The sequence below is a fragment of the Streptomyces sp. NBC_01261 genome, assembly GCF_036226385.1.
In the GTDB taxonomy this organism is placed as follows: domain Bacteria; phylum Actinomycetota; class Actinomycetes; order Streptomycetales; family Streptomycetaceae; genus Streptomyces.
The window spans coordinates 5,469,458-5,484,966 of sequence record NZ_CP108463.1 but is presented as its reverse complement, the minus strand read 5'-3'; the positions used below and the strand labels follow the sequence as shown (position 1 = coordinate 5,484,966).

Annotated in this window: 14 protein-coding genes; 8 read left to right on the top strand and 6 right to left on the bottom strand. The window is 69.4% G+C overall.

Annotated elements, in window-relative coordinates; translation table 11 throughout:
• Positions 1-59 precede the first annotated feature (59 nt).
• Both OG226_RS24075 and OG226_RS24070 read left to right on the top strand, forming a co-directional pair.
• Complete coding sequence (locus OG226_RS24075; RefSeq protein ID WP_329349991.1) at positions 60-1,523, top strand: MFS transporter; 1,464 nt, start codon at positions 60-62, stop codon at positions 1,521-1,523.
• 69 nt (positions 1,524-1,592) lie between these two features.
• Complete coding sequence (locus OG226_RS24070; protein WP_329349990.1) at positions 1,593-2,021, top strand: hypothetical protein; 429 nt, start codon at positions 1,593-1,595, stop codon at positions 2,019-2,021.
• Positions 2,022-2,082: 61 nt separating this feature from the next.
• Here the strand turns inward: OG226_RS24070 and OG226_RS24065 are convergent, their stop codons facing one another.
• From OG226_RS24065 to OG226_RS24050, 4 genes are all read right to left on the bottom strand, one after another.
• Positions 2,083-2,568, bottom strand: coding sequence for a hypothetical protein (locus OG226_RS24065; protein ID WP_329349989.1), 486 nt, complete (start codon positions 2,566-2,568; stop codon positions 2,083-2,085).
• Complete coding sequence (locus tag OG226_RS24060) at positions 2,565-3,368, bottom strand: hypothetical protein (RefSeq protein ID WP_329349988.1); 804 nt, start codon at positions 3,366-3,368, stop codon at positions 2,565-2,567. Before OG226_RS24060 ends, OG226_RS24065 begins: the two co-directional genes overlap by 4 nt.
• Positions 3,369-3,509: 141 nt before the next feature.
• Complete coding sequence (locus tag OG226_RS24055; protein ID WP_329349987.1) at positions 3,510-5,132, bottom strand: ABC transporter permease; 1,623 nt, start codon at positions 5,130-5,132, stop codon at positions 3,510-3,512.
• Complete coding sequence (locus tag OG226_RS24050; RefSeq protein ID WP_329349986.1) at positions 5,129-6,016, bottom strand: ABC transporter ATP-binding protein; 888 nt, start codon at positions 6,014-6,016, stop codon at positions 5,129-5,131. The genes OG226_RS24055 and OG226_RS24050 overlap by 4 nt, the downstream gene beginning before the upstream one ends.
• 73 nt (positions 6,017-6,089) lie before the next feature.
• Between OG226_RS24050 and OG226_RS24045 the strand changes: the two genes are divergently transcribed.
• Positions 6,090-6,605 carry a GbsR/MarR family transcriptional regulator gene (locus OG226_RS24045; protein WP_329349985.1) on the top strand — a complete coding sequence of 172 codons (516 nt, stop codon included), beginning with the start codon at positions 6,090-6,092 and terminating at the stop codon, positions 6,603-6,605.
• Between the two features lie 50 nt (positions 6,606-6,655).
• On the opposite strand, the gene OG226_RS24040 is transcribed toward OG226_RS24045, so the two are convergent.
• Entirely contained in the window at positions 6,656-8,167 is a 1,512-nt protein-coding gene (locus OG226_RS24040) for an APC family permease (RefSeq protein WP_329349984.1), read from the bottom strand.
• A gap of 160 nt (positions 8,168-8,327) precedes the next feature.
• Here OG226_RS24040 and OG226_RS24035 point away from each other — a divergent pair, with 160 nt between their 5' ends.
• The 3 genes from OG226_RS24035 to OG226_RS24025 are packed head-to-tail and all read left to right on the top strand — an operon-like array spanning position 8,328 to position 11,124.
• Positions 8,328-9,716: an ethanolamine ammonia-lyase subunit EutB gene (locus tag OG226_RS24035; protein ID WP_329349983.1), complete on the top strand. Its 1,389-nt coding sequence runs from the start codon at positions 8,328-8,330 to the stop codon at positions 9,714-9,716.
• The gene (gene eutC / locus OG226_RS24030) at positions 9,713-10,519 is read left to right on the top strand and encodes an ethanolamine ammonia-lyase subunit EutC (RefSeq protein WP_329349982.1); all 807 of its coding nucleotides are present in this window, start codon (positions 9,713-9,715) and stop codon (positions 10,517-10,519) included. The genes OG226_RS24035 and eutC overlap by 4 nt, the downstream gene beginning before the upstream one ends.
• Positions 10,516-11,124, top strand: coding sequence for a Uma2 family endonuclease (locus OG226_RS24025; RefSeq protein ID WP_329349981.1), 609 nt, complete (start codon positions 10,516-10,518; stop codon positions 11,122-11,124). The genes eutC and OG226_RS24025 overlap by 4 nt, the downstream gene beginning before the upstream one ends.
• Here the strand turns inward: OG226_RS24025 and OG226_RS24020 are convergent.
• Positions 11,105-12,010 (bottom strand): diacylglycerol kinase, encoded by a 906-nt coding sequence (locus tag OG226_RS24020; protein ID WP_329349980.1) that lies wholly within the window; start codon positions 12,008-12,010, stop codon positions 11,105-11,107. The two genes, OG226_RS24025 and OG226_RS24020, sit on opposite strands and share 20 nt — an antisense overlap.
• Before the next feature lie 186 nt (positions 12,011-12,196).
• Between OG226_RS24020 and OG226_RS24015 the strand changes: the two genes are divergently transcribed.
• Entirely contained in the window at positions 12,197-13,480 is a 1,284-nt protein-coding gene (locus OG226_RS24015) for an adenylosuccinate synthase (protein WP_328680872.1), read from the top strand.
• Between the two features lie 176 nt (positions 13,481-13,656).
• Positions 13,657-15,474: a bifunctional metallophosphatase/5'-nucleotidase gene (locus OG226_RS24010; RefSeq protein WP_328680870.1), complete on the top strand. Its 1,818-nt coding sequence runs from the start codon at positions 13,657-13,659 to the stop codon at positions 15,472-15,474.
• Positions 15,475-15,509 lie beyond the last annotated feature (35 nt).

Sequence of the window (15,509 nt, the reverse complement as noted above, 5' to 3'; positions counted from 1 at the left end):
CTTGAAAGCCAAGATGTATGAAAGTCAAGCAGAACTGACCGACCCGAGGAGTCCACGCCATGTCGTCCAGCACGACCAACACCATGAACGTAGCCGCTGACGGCGGCGACGGGCCGGTGCCCTATCCCAAGCGGTGGGCGGCGGCGTTCGTGATGATCCTCGCGGCGCTGCTGGACATGATCGACGGATCGATCGTGAACACCGCGCTGCCCTCCATGGGCAAGGGCCTCCGGGCCACCCCCGCCGACCTGCAGTGGACCGTGTCCGCGTACATGCTCGGCTTCGCCGCCACGCTGATCATCGCCGGGCACCTCGGCGACCGCTACGGCCGCAAGAAGCTGTTCCTGCTCGGCGTCACCGCGTTCGCGCTGACGAGTCTGGCCAGCGCGCTGGCGACCTCGGCCGGGGTGCTCGTCGCCTCGCGCGGCCTCCAGGGCGTGGCCGCGGCCGTGATCATGCCGCAGATCCTCGCCTCGTTCCGCACGATGTTCGACGGCGAGGAACGCGGCAAGGCGTTCGCCCTGTACGGCGCGATCGCCGGCATCTCCACCGCCGTGGGCGTGCTGCTCGGCGGCGTACTGACCGACTGGGACCTGTTCGGCTGGGGCTGGCGCACGATCTTCGTCATCAACCTCCCGCTGGCGGCCGTGGTCCTCGTCCTCGGCGCCCAGTGGATCCCCGCCTCCAAGGACCACGCCTTCACGGGCCGGATAGACCTGCCCGGCAACCTGGTCCTCGCCGCGGGCCTGGTCGCGATCGTGCTCCCGCTGGTCCAGGGCCGCTCCAACGGCTGGCCGCTGTGGGGCTGGCTCTGCCTGGCCGCGGGCGTGGCCGCGATCGCAGCACTGACGCTCTCGGAGAAGCGCCGAGGCATCGAACACCCCCTCCTCCCGACCGACTTGTTCAGGAAGCCCGCCTTCAGTGCCGGTCTGCTCGTCCAACTCCTCTTCTACGGCGGCATGTCCGGCTTCTTCCTGGTCTTCACCATCTGGCTCCAGTCCGGCCAGGGCTACACCCCCACACAGGCCGGCCTGTTGATGGTCGCCTTCAGCGCGGGCTCGATCCTGTCCGCCCCCGCCGTCGACCCGCTGGTCGCCAAGTTCGGCCGTACGGTACTGATCCTCGGCGCGCTGGTCATGGCGGGCGGCCTGTTCTGGGTCCGGCACGCGGCGCAGAATGCAGCCCAACTCCACACCGGGGCCTGGCCGTTGGTCCCGGGCCTGTTCCTGGCGGGCGTCGGTCTGATCCTCCTGATCATCCCGCTGGTCAACACGATCCTGAGCACCGTGCCGAGCGGCCTGGCGGGCGGCGCCTCCGGAATCCTCTCCACCGCCCAGCAGTTCGGCGGAGCGCTCGGCGTCGCCGTCATCGGCAACGCCTTCTTCTCCCACGCCGACAAGGGCCTCACCGACGCCATCACCCACGCGGGCCCCTGGGCGATCGGCGCCTACGTCCTGTGCGCGGCCCTGTGCTTCGCCCTGCCCCGCAGGGCAGTGGGCAACCAGGCCGAAGCCGCCGCCTGACCTTCCACCCCAACAGACCACTGCCATAGAGCAGTTGCGCCACACCCCACCCTCACGAAAGAGACCCCCATGTCCGAGAGGACCACCTCCGCCGAGATCCTCACCCCCACCGAGAAGCTCACCCTCCAGACCGCGGCCCACGGCGTCGTCTCCCTGATGGCGGCGGCCGACCCCGGCCTGATCTCCTCCACCCGTTCCGGTATGGCCGGCGGCAAGGCGCTGTCGTCAGCGACCGGTCTTGTCGGTCACGTCCTCGCCGAGAAGCTCAAGGGCCTTGATCTGGACGGTAGTTCCATCGCCGACCTGGCCGACCACACCTTCACCGCCCTGACCGCCTCGATGACCCTCCTCAAGACCGAGGCACCCGCCGAGGCCGAGAACTTCCACGCCACCATCACCACGATCATGGAAGCCGCCTCCCGCGCTCACAAGGGCGGCGCCGGGCCCGCCGAGACGGCCATGATCCGGAAGATCACCGCGGCTCTCGACGCCGCCTGATCACCGGCCCCGCCCGGCCCCGCTCCGCCCTGCCTTGCCCCGCCCCGCCTCGCCCCGCACGTCAGTCGCGGGTGGCGCCCTCGGGCCAGAGGACCTTCACGGGTACGTCGTGCTCCCGCGCGTAGGCGACGACGTCGGCGGTGCCGCCGTAGCCCCGGGCAGGGCGGCCGTCCCAGACGGCGAGGAGTACGTCGACCTGGTCCACGAGGAGTTCGCTGCCCGCCATGTGGGCAGCGGGGCCGGAGGCGTCGAGTCCTGTGCGGTGGATCTCGGTGGCTCGGCGGAGGAGGCCGTCGTAGGCGGGGTGGTACCAGGCGGGCAGGTCGGCGCGGTACCGCTCGGCGGGCAGGACGGCTTCGAGCTGTCCGGCGTGGTCGAGGACGGCCTCGGCGAACCAGGCGTCGGGGCCGTCGGCGAGACAACTGACGCCCACCAGGCCCGTGTTGCCGCTGCGCGTGTAGGACGCGACCGCCGCCTCGATGAGCGCGCGCACCTTCCGCTCGACCTCGCCGGACAGGCCGCGGTGTCCGGTGATCCCGATTCTCATGGGCGGCCGACTCCTGCGCTGTGAGGGGGAGTTCGGGTGCTCCGGTCGATCGCGATCTCCACCGTGTCGCGTACGCCGACCGCGCGCAACGCGTCGACGAAGACCTCCGCGAGCCAGGCCGCGGAGTCCGGGGTCCACTCGGGCAGATCGCACGTGAAGGTCGTACGGTCGTGGGCGCGGGCCAGGTGTTCGACATGTTCCACGTGTTCCGCGCGGAGCAGTCCGTGGCCGCGCTGTACGACCAGTTCGCGCACCCGCTCCGCCACGGTGTCGACCGGGCCCACGACGGAGACGACCGCCTGCGCCCGCGCGTCCGGTGCCGCCAGGGCGAACCAGGCGGCGTCGCCCACCAGGTCGAACCGGGTGTCCGGCGCGAGCCGTACCGGCACCCGCACCGTCAGCCCCGTGAAGTCCAACTCGCCCACACGGCCGAGGGATTCGACCATGACCCGGGTCAACGGCAGTATCGGCAGGTGCTGTTCGCGCAGGCCGGTCGCGGGATACACGGTGATCCAGGCGAGTTGCCGCACCCGGCCGTCCTGCGACCAGTCCCCGCCCGCGTCCGCATGCCCCCAGCGCTGCCCGCCGAGTTCGGCACCTGCGCTGAGACGGGTGGAACTCCAGCCGTAGGCGGCGGCCCGTTTGACCGCCAGGCTGAAGAGGTCTTCGTCCAGGTCGTGGTCCGCGCTGACCTGCCCGATCCAGGCGTGTTCGCGCAGCACGCCGTAGATCTCGGCGGTCATCGGGAGGTCGACGGCGTCTTCGTCGTCGTCCGCTTCCTCCAGCGGGCTTGTGCCCAACGCCGGTTCCTCTCGGCTCAGTCGAGTGCTGCCTGGCGCGCTCCACCGGAGTCCGGACGCCGAGTGACAGCACGACTCCACCCAACACCGTCGGCGGCAACTCGGCGTACAGGACACTCCAGTCGTCCGGCAGTGCCCGGGTCAGGTCGTGAGGTCGCGGCGCCGTAGACCCATCAGCCCTGCGGCGACCAGGGCGGCGGCGATCGCCGTGAGGGCGATCACCGGGCTCCACGCCATGTCTCCGCCCGGGAGCTTCGGGAGGTGGCCGAAGGGGGAGATGTCCAGGACTGCCTGGGGGAGGTCGAGCGCGGGGCCGATCCAGCCGAGGAGGAGGGCGAGGCCGGCCGCTGCCCAGGACAGGGGGGACAGGCGGGGGGAGAGGCCGTGGAGCAGGACCGCGAGGGCGCCCAGGGTCCAGATCGCCGGGAGTTGGACCAGGGTGGCGGCCAGGATGGGGCCCGGGTCGGCGCCGTAGCCGAGGGTCAGGCCGAGGCCGCTCAGGAGCATGATCAGTACCGCGCCGCCGAAGGCGATGACCAGGTGGCCCGCTGCCCAGCGCAGGCGGCCCACCGCGTTCGCGAGGATCGGTTCGGCGCGTTGGCCGGTCTCCTCGCTGTGCAGGCGGAGGACCGAGGAGACCGCGTACAGCGCGGCGAGCATGCCGAACATGCCGACCATCGTGGCCAGGAACGCGTTCTCGATGCCGGACCGGCCGCCCATCCGCTCGATGATCTCGCGGGTCTTGGCGTTGTCCCCGACGAGGTCCGCCGCGCCCTTCGTGATGCCGCCGAAGGCGACCCCGGCCGCGAGGAAGCCGAGACTCCAGCCCAGGACACTGCCCCGCTGGAGGCGCCAGGCCAGTGCGCCCGCCGTGCCGAGGCGGCCGTGGGCCGGGCCCGGGCGGGCCGGGAAGAAGCTCATTCCCACGTCTCGGCGGCCTGCCAACTCGTAGGCCACCAAGCCCTGGAGGAGGGGTGCGGCCACGAACAGGGCCAGCACCCACCACCGTTCGGACGCGAACGGGCGCAGGTTCTCCAGCCAGCCGATCGGGGAGATCCAAGTCGCCGGGGAGGAGCCGTCGTTGGCGGTCGAGTCCCCTACGGCGCGGAGGACGAAGGCCGCGCCCACCAGTCCGCCGGTCAGGCCCTTCGCCAGACGGCCGCTGTCCGTGAACTGCGCGACGATCGCCGCCAGCGTCGCGAACACCATGCCCACGCCGCCGATGCCCAGCCCGAGGGCCAGCGCTCCCGCCGATCCCTGGCCCGCCATACCGGCCGCGATCAGCAGCGCCAGCGCGGAGTTGGCGACGAACGCCGTCAACAGGGCCGCCGTCAGCGGGGCCCGGCGGCCGACCATCGCCGAGGAGACGAGTTCCTGGCGGCCGCTCTCCTCCTCGTCCCGCGTGTGCCGTACGACGACGATCAGGCTCATGATCCCGGCGAGGATCGCGGCGTAGCCGCCGATGCGCCACGCGGTGAGACCGCCGAGGGAGTCGCTGAACACGGGGCCGTAAGTCGCGCGCAGCGAGCTGTTGGTGAGCATCTGGCGGGCGATGTCGGCGCGTTCGGCCGGGGTGGAGTACACGGTCTTCAGGGAGCCGGGGAGGGAGAGCACCAGCAGGCCCGTCACCGACACCCAGGCCGGGATCACCACGCGGTCGCGGCGCAGGTTGAACCTCAACAGGGCGCCGGTGCCGGCCAGTTGGCGCGAGCTTACGGTTCCTTCTCCGGTGCCGGTACGTGCGGGGAGCGTCGCGGCCGTCATGCCGTCTCCTGGTAGTGGCGGAGGAACAACTCCTCCAGCGTCGGCGGCTTCGAGGTCAGCGAGCGCACGCCGGACTCGCTCAACGACCGCAGTACGGCGTTGAGGTGGTCGGCCTCGACCTGGAGGTGGACGCGATGACCCTGTACGTCCAGGTCATGGACCCCCGGCAGGGACGCCAACCCGTCGGGCGCGCCGGTGAGTTCGGCCGTCACGCTGGTGCGGGTGAGGTGGCGCAGGTCGGACAGCGAACCGCTCTCCACCGTGCGGCCCTTGCGGATGATGCTCACCCGGTCGCACAACTCCTCGACCTCGCTGAGGATGTGGGAGGAGAGCAGGATCGTACGGCCCCGGTCGCGTTCCTCCTCCACGCAGCGCTGGAAGACCTCCTCCATCAAGGGGTCGAGGCCGGAGGTCGGTTCGTCGAGGATCAGCAGGTCGACGTCGGAGGCGAACGCGGCGACGAGGGCCACCTTCTGGCGGTTTCCCTTGGAGTAGGTGCGGCCCTTTTTGGTGGGGTCCAGCTCGTAGCGGTCGATCAGGTCGGCGCGGCGCGTCCTGTCGAGGCCGCCGCGCAACTTGCCGTAGAGATCGATGACTTCGCCGCCGGAGAGGTTGCGCCACAGCGTGACGTCGCCGGGGACGTAGGCGACCCGGCGGTGGAGTTCGACGGCGTCGGTCCAGGGGTCGCGGCCCAGGAGTCGGGCCGCGCCGGAGTCCGCGTGGAGGAGGCCGAGCAGGACGCGGATCGTCGTGGACTTGCCGGAGCCGTTGGGGCCGAGGAAGCCGTGCACCTCGCCGGTTTCGACGTCCAGGTCGAGACCCGCGAGGGCTTGCGTCCTGCCGAACGCCTTGTGCAGTCCGGAGACGGCGATTGCCTTCGTCATGGAGCCGAACGTACGCTTCTTTCAGAAATTTGTGAAGTTAAGGAAGTGTGTGAAGCGCGGGTAGGGTGAGCCCATGACGGATACATCTGGTGCGGCGGACACATCTGGTGGGCGGGACGCGGAGTCCGTGTCGAAGTTCGTCGAGTCCTTCGCGGCGCAGCTTGTCGAGGCGGGGATGCAGCGGATGCCCGCGCGGATCTTCGCGGCGCTGCTGTCCTCCGACGAGGGGGCGATGACCTCCGTCGAGCTGGGGGAGCAGCTGCGGATCAGTCCGGCGGCGGTGTCCGGTGGGGTGCGGTATCTGGCGCAGCAGCACATGGTGTCTCGCGAGCGGGAACCCGGGTCGCGGCGCGAGCGGTATCGGGTGCAGGGCAACCAGTGGTACGAGGCGCTGACCAATCGCGAGGCCGTTCTCAAGCGGTGGGAGGCCGCGCTGAGCGAGGGGGTCGTCAGCCTCGGTGCGGAGACGCCGGCGGGGCGGCGTATGGCTGAGACCCTGGCCTTCTTCGAGTTCGTCGACGGGGAGATCGTGGCGATGATGGAGCGGTGGCGGGCGTACCGGGAAACACGGTTCGGTGGACCCACCTAAGGGGCGCGGGGCCGCAAATCGACACAGCCCCGCGCCCCTGAAAAAGAACCTCAGCGCTCCTTGGTTTCTTCGAGGACCGTTCGTCCGAGCAAGGCATAGCGCTCAGGGGCCCGGCGCTTCAGGTACTGGGCGTAGCCGATGCCCGTCGCCGCGACCAGGAGTACCAGCCACGGGGTCGCCTTCAGGACCGGGGAGCCGGACTCCGACCCCGCCGCGACGCTCATGTTGGACACCAGCAGTACGACGACCGCCAGCATCGCCACACCCCCGACCAGCGGAGCGGTGAACGTGCGGAACCAGTGCCGGCTCTCGGGGTGGTTCTTGCGGAAGTAGGCGAGCACCGCGAACGAGCAGACCGCCTGCACGACGAGGATCGCCATCGTGCCGAGGATGGCCAGCAGGACGTACAGCGCGTTGGCCGGGTCCTTGCTCGTGGCCCAGAAGCCGAGGATCAGCACCGCGCTCACCACCGTCTGGACGAGCCCCGCGATGTGCGGGGAACCATGCCGGGCGTGGGTGCGGCCGATGGTGTTCCTGAGTGAGGGGAGGACGCCCTCACGGCCCAGGGCGTACATGTAGCGGGACGCGCAGTTGTGGAAGGCCATGCCGCAGGCGAGCGAGCCGGTGATCATCAGCCACTGCATGACGTCGACCGCCCAGTGGCCGACGTAGTGCTCGGTGGGGTTGAAGAAGAGCGCGAGCGGGTTCGCGGAGGACGCGGCCTTCACGGCCTCGGACTCGCCGTTGCCGATGATGGCCATCCAGGAGACGAAGACGTAGAAGACGCCGACGCCCAGGACGGAGATCATCGTCGCCTTGGGGATGATCTTCTTGGGGTCGCGGGATTCCTCGCCGTACATCGCCGTCGACTCGAAGCCGACCCACGACCAGAAGGCGAAGAAGAGACCGAGACCGGCGGACGTCCCCTTGAACGCGTTGATCGGGTTCACCGGGCCGAAGGTGAAGCCGTGCGGGCCGCCGCCGTGCAGGGCGACCGAGATCGCCATCGCCGCGAGGACGGTCACCTCGGTGCCGAGCAGGACCACGAGGAGCTTCTCGGCGACCGAGACGCCGAACCAGGTGCCCATCGAGTTGACGGCGAGCATCACCAGCGCGAAGGCCCACCACGGGATGTCAAGTCCCGTCTGGTCCTTGAAGGTTCCGGTGGCGAAGGTGGAGAAGATGCCGATGAGGGCCGGCTCGAACACGGCGTACGCGAACGTGGCGAGGAGTCCGGAGGCCAGTCCGACGGTGCGGCCGAGGCCGTAGGAGATGAAGCCGTAGAAGGCGCCCGTGGACGTTATGTGCTTCGCCATCGAGGTGAAGCCGACGGAAAAGATTGCCAGGACGACCATTGCGACGAGGTAGCTCGCCGGGGCGCCTATGCCGTTGCCGGACGAGACCATGAAGGGCACGTTGCCGGTCATCGCGGTGATCGGGGCGGCGGTCGCGACGGCCATGAAGACCACGCCCAGCAGGCCGATGGCGTTGGGCTTGAGCCGGTGAACGGCGCCGTCCTCGCTTGCTTTCGCCGCCGGGGCGACTGACTCGTCCACTGCCATCGGGGTGGTTCCTCTCGTGCCGCTCGGGTGGTGCGCTGGACCGGAACTCTGTATGTCCAATGAGTCGGGAAAGGGTTGCGGGACGTTAAATGCTTGTCAACCAGACCTTTAGAAATCTGAGGAAATCTGGCCGCAACACGCCCCTCGTACGGTCGCCGACATGAGTACGTACACCTCCACGCTCGGCGGCCACAGCTACCGCTTCGGCTCCCTCGCGCGCCTGCTCGCCGCCGCGAGCCCGGAGCGCTCGGGCGACCGGCTTGCGGGGCTGGCCGCGGAGTCCGCGCGGGAGCGGGTCGCGGCGCGCTGGGCGCTGGCGGACGTACCGCTGACCGCGTTCCTCGCCGAACCGGTGATCCCGTACGACATCGACGACGTGACCCGGCTGATTCTCGACACGCACGACGCGGGCGCGTTCGCGGCGGTGGCCGGTATGACGGTGGGTGCGTTCCGGGAGTGGCTGCTGGCGGCGGACACGGCTGAACTGGCCGCCGTGGCAACCGGGTTGACGCCGGAGATGGTCGCGGCGGTGTCGAAGCTCATGGGCAACGCGGACCTCGTCGCGGTCGCGCGGAAGGTGCGCGTGGTGACCGCCTTCCGCTCCACGATCGGTCTCCCGGGGCGCTTGGCCACCCGCCTCCAGCCCAACCACCCGACCGACGACCCGGCGGGTGTCGCCGCGGCCCTGCTCGACGGGCTGCTCCTCGGTTCCGGCGACGCGGTGATCGGCATCAACCCGGCGACGGACAGCCCGAAGGCGGTACGGGACCTGCTGGAACTGTTGGACGGAGTGATCCAGCGCTACGCCATCCCCACCCAGTCCTGCGTGCTGTCCCACGTCACGACGAGCATGGACCTGATGGCGGCCGGCGCTCCAGTGGACCTGGTCTTCCAGTCCATCGCGGGCACGCAGGCGGCGAACGCGTCCTTCGGCGTGACGCTGGGGCTGCTGGACGAGGCGTACGAGGCGGCACGGGGGCTCGGCCGGGGGACGGTGGGCTCGAACGCCATGTACTTCGAGACGGGCCAGGGCAGCGCGCTGTCGGCGGACGCGCACCACGGCGTCGACCAGCAGACGGTGGAGGCACGGGCGTACGCGGTCGCCCGCCGCTACGACCCGCTCCTCGTGAACACGGTGGTGGGCTTCATCGGCCCGGAGTACCTGTACGACGGCCGCCAGATCCTCCGAGCGGCCCTGGAGGACCACTTCTGCGGAAAGGTGCTGGGCCTGCCCATGGGCCTGGACATCTGCTACACCAACCACGCCGACGCGGACGACGACGACATCGCCACGATGCTCACCATGCTCGGCGTGGCCGGCGCGTCCTTCGTGATCTGCACCCCGGGCGGCGACGACATCATGCTCAACTACCAATCCGCCTCGTACCACGACGCGTTGTACCTCCGTGAGGTCCTCGGGCTGCGCCCGGCACCGGAGTTCGAGACCTGGCTCGCTTCGATCGGCCTGCTGGGCGAGGGCGGCGAGATCAGGGACGTGTCCGGTACGGCCCACCCGTTGACGGCGATCGGAAGGGAATTGGCGGCATGACGATCAGTCAAGTGGAGTCGGTGGGCGGCGAGTTGTGGCCGACGCTGCGTCGCCACACGCAGGCGAGGATCGGCCTGGGCCGTGCGGGTACGGGCCTTCCCACCTACCACCGCCTGGAGTTGCAGGCGGCGCACGCGGCGGCGAGGGACGCGGTCCACTCACCGTTCGAACCGGACATCGTGGCGGCGGCGTTGCGGGGCGAACCGACGGTCCGCGTCCGCAGCGCGGCCCCCGACCGCCTCACCTACCTCCAACGCCCGGACCTGGGCCGCCGGTTGGACCCCGCCGACCGCGCACACCTCCCGGTGGGCGACTGGGACGTCGTCTTCGTGGTCGCCGACGGCCTCTCCAGCCGAGCGGTCCACGAACACGGCGCGGCGATGGTCCGAGCGACGACGGCCCTGTTGCCCACGCCGTGGCAGGTGGCTCCGGTGGTGTTGGCGGAGCAGGCACGGGTTGCCCTCGGCGACGACGTGGCCTCGGCGATGGGTGCCGCGATGGTTGTGGTCTTCGTCGGCGAACGGCCCGGGATGTCGGCGGCGGATTCGCTGGGCGCGTACCTGACCTACCGGCCGAAGCCGGGGGTGACTACGGACGCGGACCGGAACTGCCTGAGCAACATCCGGCCGCCGTTGGGGCTGACGTATGAGGTGGCGGCGGGGAAGTTGGCGGGGCTGATGGGGCGGGCGCGGGAGTTGGAGATCACGGGGGTGGGGTTGAAGGATGAATCCGATCACATGGAAGTAGGTGAGCGACTACTCCAAGTTGCGGCTGGTCCGCATCAAGGGGAGGGCGCATCATGACACTCATGGCAGAGCGACCGGTGATTGACGGCACTGAGCCCCACAGCGACTTCGAGGAACTTTTGGACGTCCTCGACGAGCTGCATGTGCCGGACGGCTACAAGGCCGAGATCATCAGGGGGAGCATCGTCGCGTCGCCGTGGTCGAGGGCGTATTACTTCCGTGTCATGGATCTGGTGTGTGATCGGCTGAGGCCGCATGCACCGCAGGAGCACCGCATCGGTTCCAGCCCGCTTCTATACGTCTTCCCGGGTGATGAGCGGGCTTACGGGCCCGACATCTATGTCGCACACCAGCGGACGTTCGAGTCGCTGAGCAATCACCTGGAAGGCGAGGCACTCGCCTTCGTCGCCGAGCTGACCTCTTCGTCCACGCGTGGCGACGACCTGACCGACAAGGTTCGCGTCTACGGCAAGGCGGGCGTCCCCGTCTACCTGGTGCTCGACATGCAGGAGGAGCAGGCGACCGTCTTCTGGACGCCCTCCGACAAGGGATACGACTCGCACTGCACGGTGCCGTTCGGCGAAGAACTCCCCATCCCCGCCCCCTTCGACTGCACCCTCGACACCACCGGCTTCGAGCCCCCTACGCCGCCGGCAAGGTAAGCCCCCAAGCCCCCTCCCGAACCACCCACGTCCGCGTCCGTACCGGCCCCGCCACCAGCGCATCCGCCCGGTACCGGAAATCCGCCCCGGACACGGTGACCGACCGCCCCCGCGCGCACAGCGGAGAGGCCTCCGCCCCCACCGAGACCGGCCGTACGACCACCTCGGCCAGTCCCGAGGCCCCCGGCGTCACGGACACCCCCTCCACGGGCTGGTCCAGATCGACGAGCGTCACCCCGTCCACCTCGACCCGCAGCCGCGCCGGCCCGAGCCGGGTCACACCGGCGAGCGGCTCACGCGACGGCCGCACCGGCACCAGCGTCCGTACCAGCGACTGACACGTCCGCAGCCACGACGCGTGCGCGGAACCGGAGCCGGAGCCGAACGAGGACGCCCCCGTTACCGCATCGTCCTGATCCGCCGGCGGAGCCTCCCGCAAGGGGAGTGACGGAATCCGCAAGGCGCCGAGCACCACCCCGTCGCTGTCGTCGACCAGGAGATCCATCCGCCGTACGACCCCGTCGAGCACGGCGCGCGCCGCCGCCACCGCCCCCGTGGGGACGCCCAGCGCCCCCGCCAGGGACAGCGCGCCCCCCACCGGCACCATCGACAGCGCACATCCGGCCAGTTCCCGCTGCCGGTGCAGCAGGGACACCGCCCGCATCAGCGCCCGGTCGTCGCCGACCACCACCGGCCGGCGCGAACCCCGCCGCGCCAGGACCCGGGCGAATTCCTCGGGCCCCTCCGGCAGGCACACCTTCGTCGCCGCACCCGCGCTGAGCACGTCTTTCGCGATACGGACGGACTCCGGGTCGGCGCGCCGGGCGACCGGATCGATGACGACCAGCAGGTGATCGGAAGTCGCGGAAGTCGCCACCTCGGCCATGCCTCGCTTCCTCGGGTAGCATCTTTGTGCAAGAGCCCCTTGCGCTATTGCGCCAGGGGCTTCGTCTATTCCGGGGCATCCGGTCCGACGGGTCGCGACCGACGAGGGTCGCCGGCGTGCGAGGCACACACGTGCCGCGTACGCCCCTGACCTTGGACATGCCCCGCCCGGAAGGGGTGTACGCGCGTGCCCGCACTTGTGCTGCTCGGTGCTCAGTGGGGTGACGAAGGCAAGGGAAAGGCGACGGACCTGCTAGGTGGGTCCGTCGACTATGTGGTGCGCTACCAGGGCGGCAACAACGCCGGCCACACGGTAGTCGTGGGCGATCAGAAGTACGCCCTTCACCTGCTCCCTTCCGGGATCCTCACACCGGAGTGCACTCCGGTCATCGGCAACGGTGTCGTCGTCGACCCGTCGGTCCTGTTCTCCGAGCTGAACGGGCTGAACGAGCGCGGCGTCGACACGTCCAAGCTCCTGATCAGCGGTAACGCTCACATCATCACGCCCTACAACGTGACGGTGGACAAGGTGACCGAGCGCTTCCTCGGAACGCGGAAGATCGGCACCACCGGCCGCGGCATCGGCCCGACCTACGCGGACAAGATCAACCGCGTCGGCATCCGGGTCCAGGACCTCTACGACGAGTCGATCCTGACCCAGAAGGTCGAGGCGGCCCTCGACGTCAAGAACCAGATGCTCACGAAGCTCTACAACCGCCGCGCGATCGCGATCGAGCAGGTCGTCGAGGAGCTGCTGTCCTACGCGGACCGCCTCAAGCCCTACGTCGCCGACACGGTCCTGCTCCTCAACAAGGCGCTGGACGACGACAAGGTGGTCCTCTTCGAGGGCGGCCAGGGCACCCTCCTGGACATCGACCACGGCACGTATCCCTTCGTGACGTCGTCGAACCCGACCGCGGGCGGCGCCTGCACCGGCTCCGGTGTCGGCCCGACGAAGATCAGTCGGGTCATCGGCATCCTGAAGGCGTACACGACCCGTGTCGGCTCGGGCCCGTTCCCGACGGAACTCTTCGACGCGGACGGCGAGGCGCTGCGCCGCATCGGCGGCGAGCGGGGCGTCACCACCGGCCGCGACCGGCGCTGCGGCTGGTTCGACGCGGTCATCGCCCGCTACGCGACCCGCGTGAACGGCCTGACCGACTTCTTCCTCACCAAGCTGGACGTCCTCACCGGCTGGGAGGAGATCCCGGTCTGCGTGGCGTACGAGATCGACGGCAAGCGCGTCGAGGAACTCCCGTACTCGCAGAGCGACTTCCACCACGCGAAGCCGATCTACGAGACCCTGCCCGGCTGGAGCGAGGACATCACGAAGGCCAAGACCTTCGCGGACCTCCCGAAGAACGCGCAGGCGTACGTGAAGGCACTGGAGGAGATGTCGGGCGCACCGATCTCCGCGATCGGCGTCGGCCCTGGCCGCACGGAGACGATCGAGATCAACTCGTTCATCTAGAGCGGCTGTCGGAGCCGCGGCTGAGTGGTCCCCCTTGGGCCGGTCTTGGGAATCCTTGACCGGCCCTTGGGCTGTCCGTGGTTACGCCGGTAACAGGTGAAGGCCAGCATCTACGCGGGTAGCCCGCCGCGCCCCGCACGCCACACCCGCTCTCTTTGCCCTTCCAGGAGTCCTGAATGCCCGTCAATCCCATGAACCGCCGTGAGTTCGTGCAGAAGTCAGCCGTCACCGGCGCTGCCGTCGCCGTCGCGGGCACGGCAGCGGCGACCCCGGCCGAGGCCGCCGACCGGCACCCCAAGCCGCACCCCCACCCGAAGCCGAACAAGACCTGGTCGTTCTCCATCCTGGGCACGACCGACCTGCACAGCCACGTCTTCGACTGGGACTACTACCTCGACAAGGCCTACTCCGACTCCAAGGGCAACTCCGTCGGTGTCGCCCGCGTCGCCACCCTCATCAAGCAGCAGCGCAAGGCGAAGGGCGAGGGGCACGTCCTCCTCGTCGACGCCGGTGACATCATCCAAGGCACCTCGCTGGGCTACTACTTCGCGCGCGTGGACCCCATCACGAGCGGCTCCAAGCACCCGATGGCCACGGCCATGAACCACATGCGCTACGACGCCGCCGCCCTCGGCAACCATGAGTTCAACTACGGCATCGACACCCTGCGCAAGTTCGAGCAGCAGTGTCACTTCCCGCTGCTCGGCGCCAACGCGCTGGACGCGAAGACCCTGCGCCCCGCCTTCGCCCCGTACACCGTGAAGAAGATCCGCGTCCCCGGCGCCCCGGACATCAAGGTCGGCATCCTCGGCCTCACCAACCCGGGCATCGCCCTGTGGGACAAGGACAACGTCAGCGGCAAGATGGTCTTCCCGGGCCTCGTCGAGCAGGCCAAGAAGTACGTCCCGCGGCTGCGCGCGCTGGGCTGCGACGTCGTCTTCCTCACCGACCACTCGGGCCTGGACGGCAGTTCGTCCTACGGCGACGAGCTCCCGTACGTCGAGAACGCCTCCAACCTCGTCGCCGAGCAGGTCCCCGGCATCGACGCGATCCTCGTGGGCCACACCCACGTCGAGGTCCCGTCGTACACGGTGAAGAACGAGGAGAGCGGCGAGGACGTCCTCCTCTCCGAGCCGTACTGCTGGGGCTACCGCCTGAGCGTCTTCGACTTCGAGCTCGAACTCGTCCGCGGCCAGTGGAAGATCACCAGCAAGACGGCCCAGACCCTCAACCCCAACACGGTGGACGAGGACCCGGAGATCAGGAAACTCCTGGAAGCCGACCACGAGTTGGTCGTGAAGTACGTCAACACGGCGGTCGGCACCTGCACCGAGGACCTCTCGGCGGCGGAGTCCTGCTGGAAGGACGTCCCGATCATGGACTTCATCCAGCAGGTACAGATGGACTCGGTCAAGGCGGGCCTGTCGACGGCCGACGCGGCGCTCCCGCTGATCTCGGTCGCGGCCCCCTTCAGCCGCACGGCCGACATCCCCAAGGGCTCGGTCACCATCAAGGACATCGCCGGCCTCTACATCTACGACAACACCCTCTACGGCAAGAAGCTCACGGGCGCCCAGCTCAAGGACTACCTGGAGTACGCGGCGAAGTACTACCACCAGGTGCCGGCGGGCACGAAGGTGGACACGGCGACCCTGACGAACGCCAACAGCTTCTGGGACTACATGTACGACGTCGCCGCGGGCGTCTCCTACGACATCGACATCGCGCAGGCCGAGGGTTCGCGCATCAAGAACCTCACGTACAAAGGCACTTCGGTCACGGACGACCAGGTCTTCGTGGTCGCGGTGAACAACTACCGCGCGAACGGCGGCTCCGGCTACCCGCACATCGCCGCCGCGGAGACCGTCTACAGCGCCACCGACCAGATCCGTGACCTGATGATCGCCTACGTCACGGCGAAGGGCGCGCTGGACCCGGCGGACTTCGCCTCGGTCAACTGGAAGCTGACGCAGGCGGGGACGGCGGTCTTCTAGACTCCGGACACTTTCGGCCGCTGCCCGGGGACACT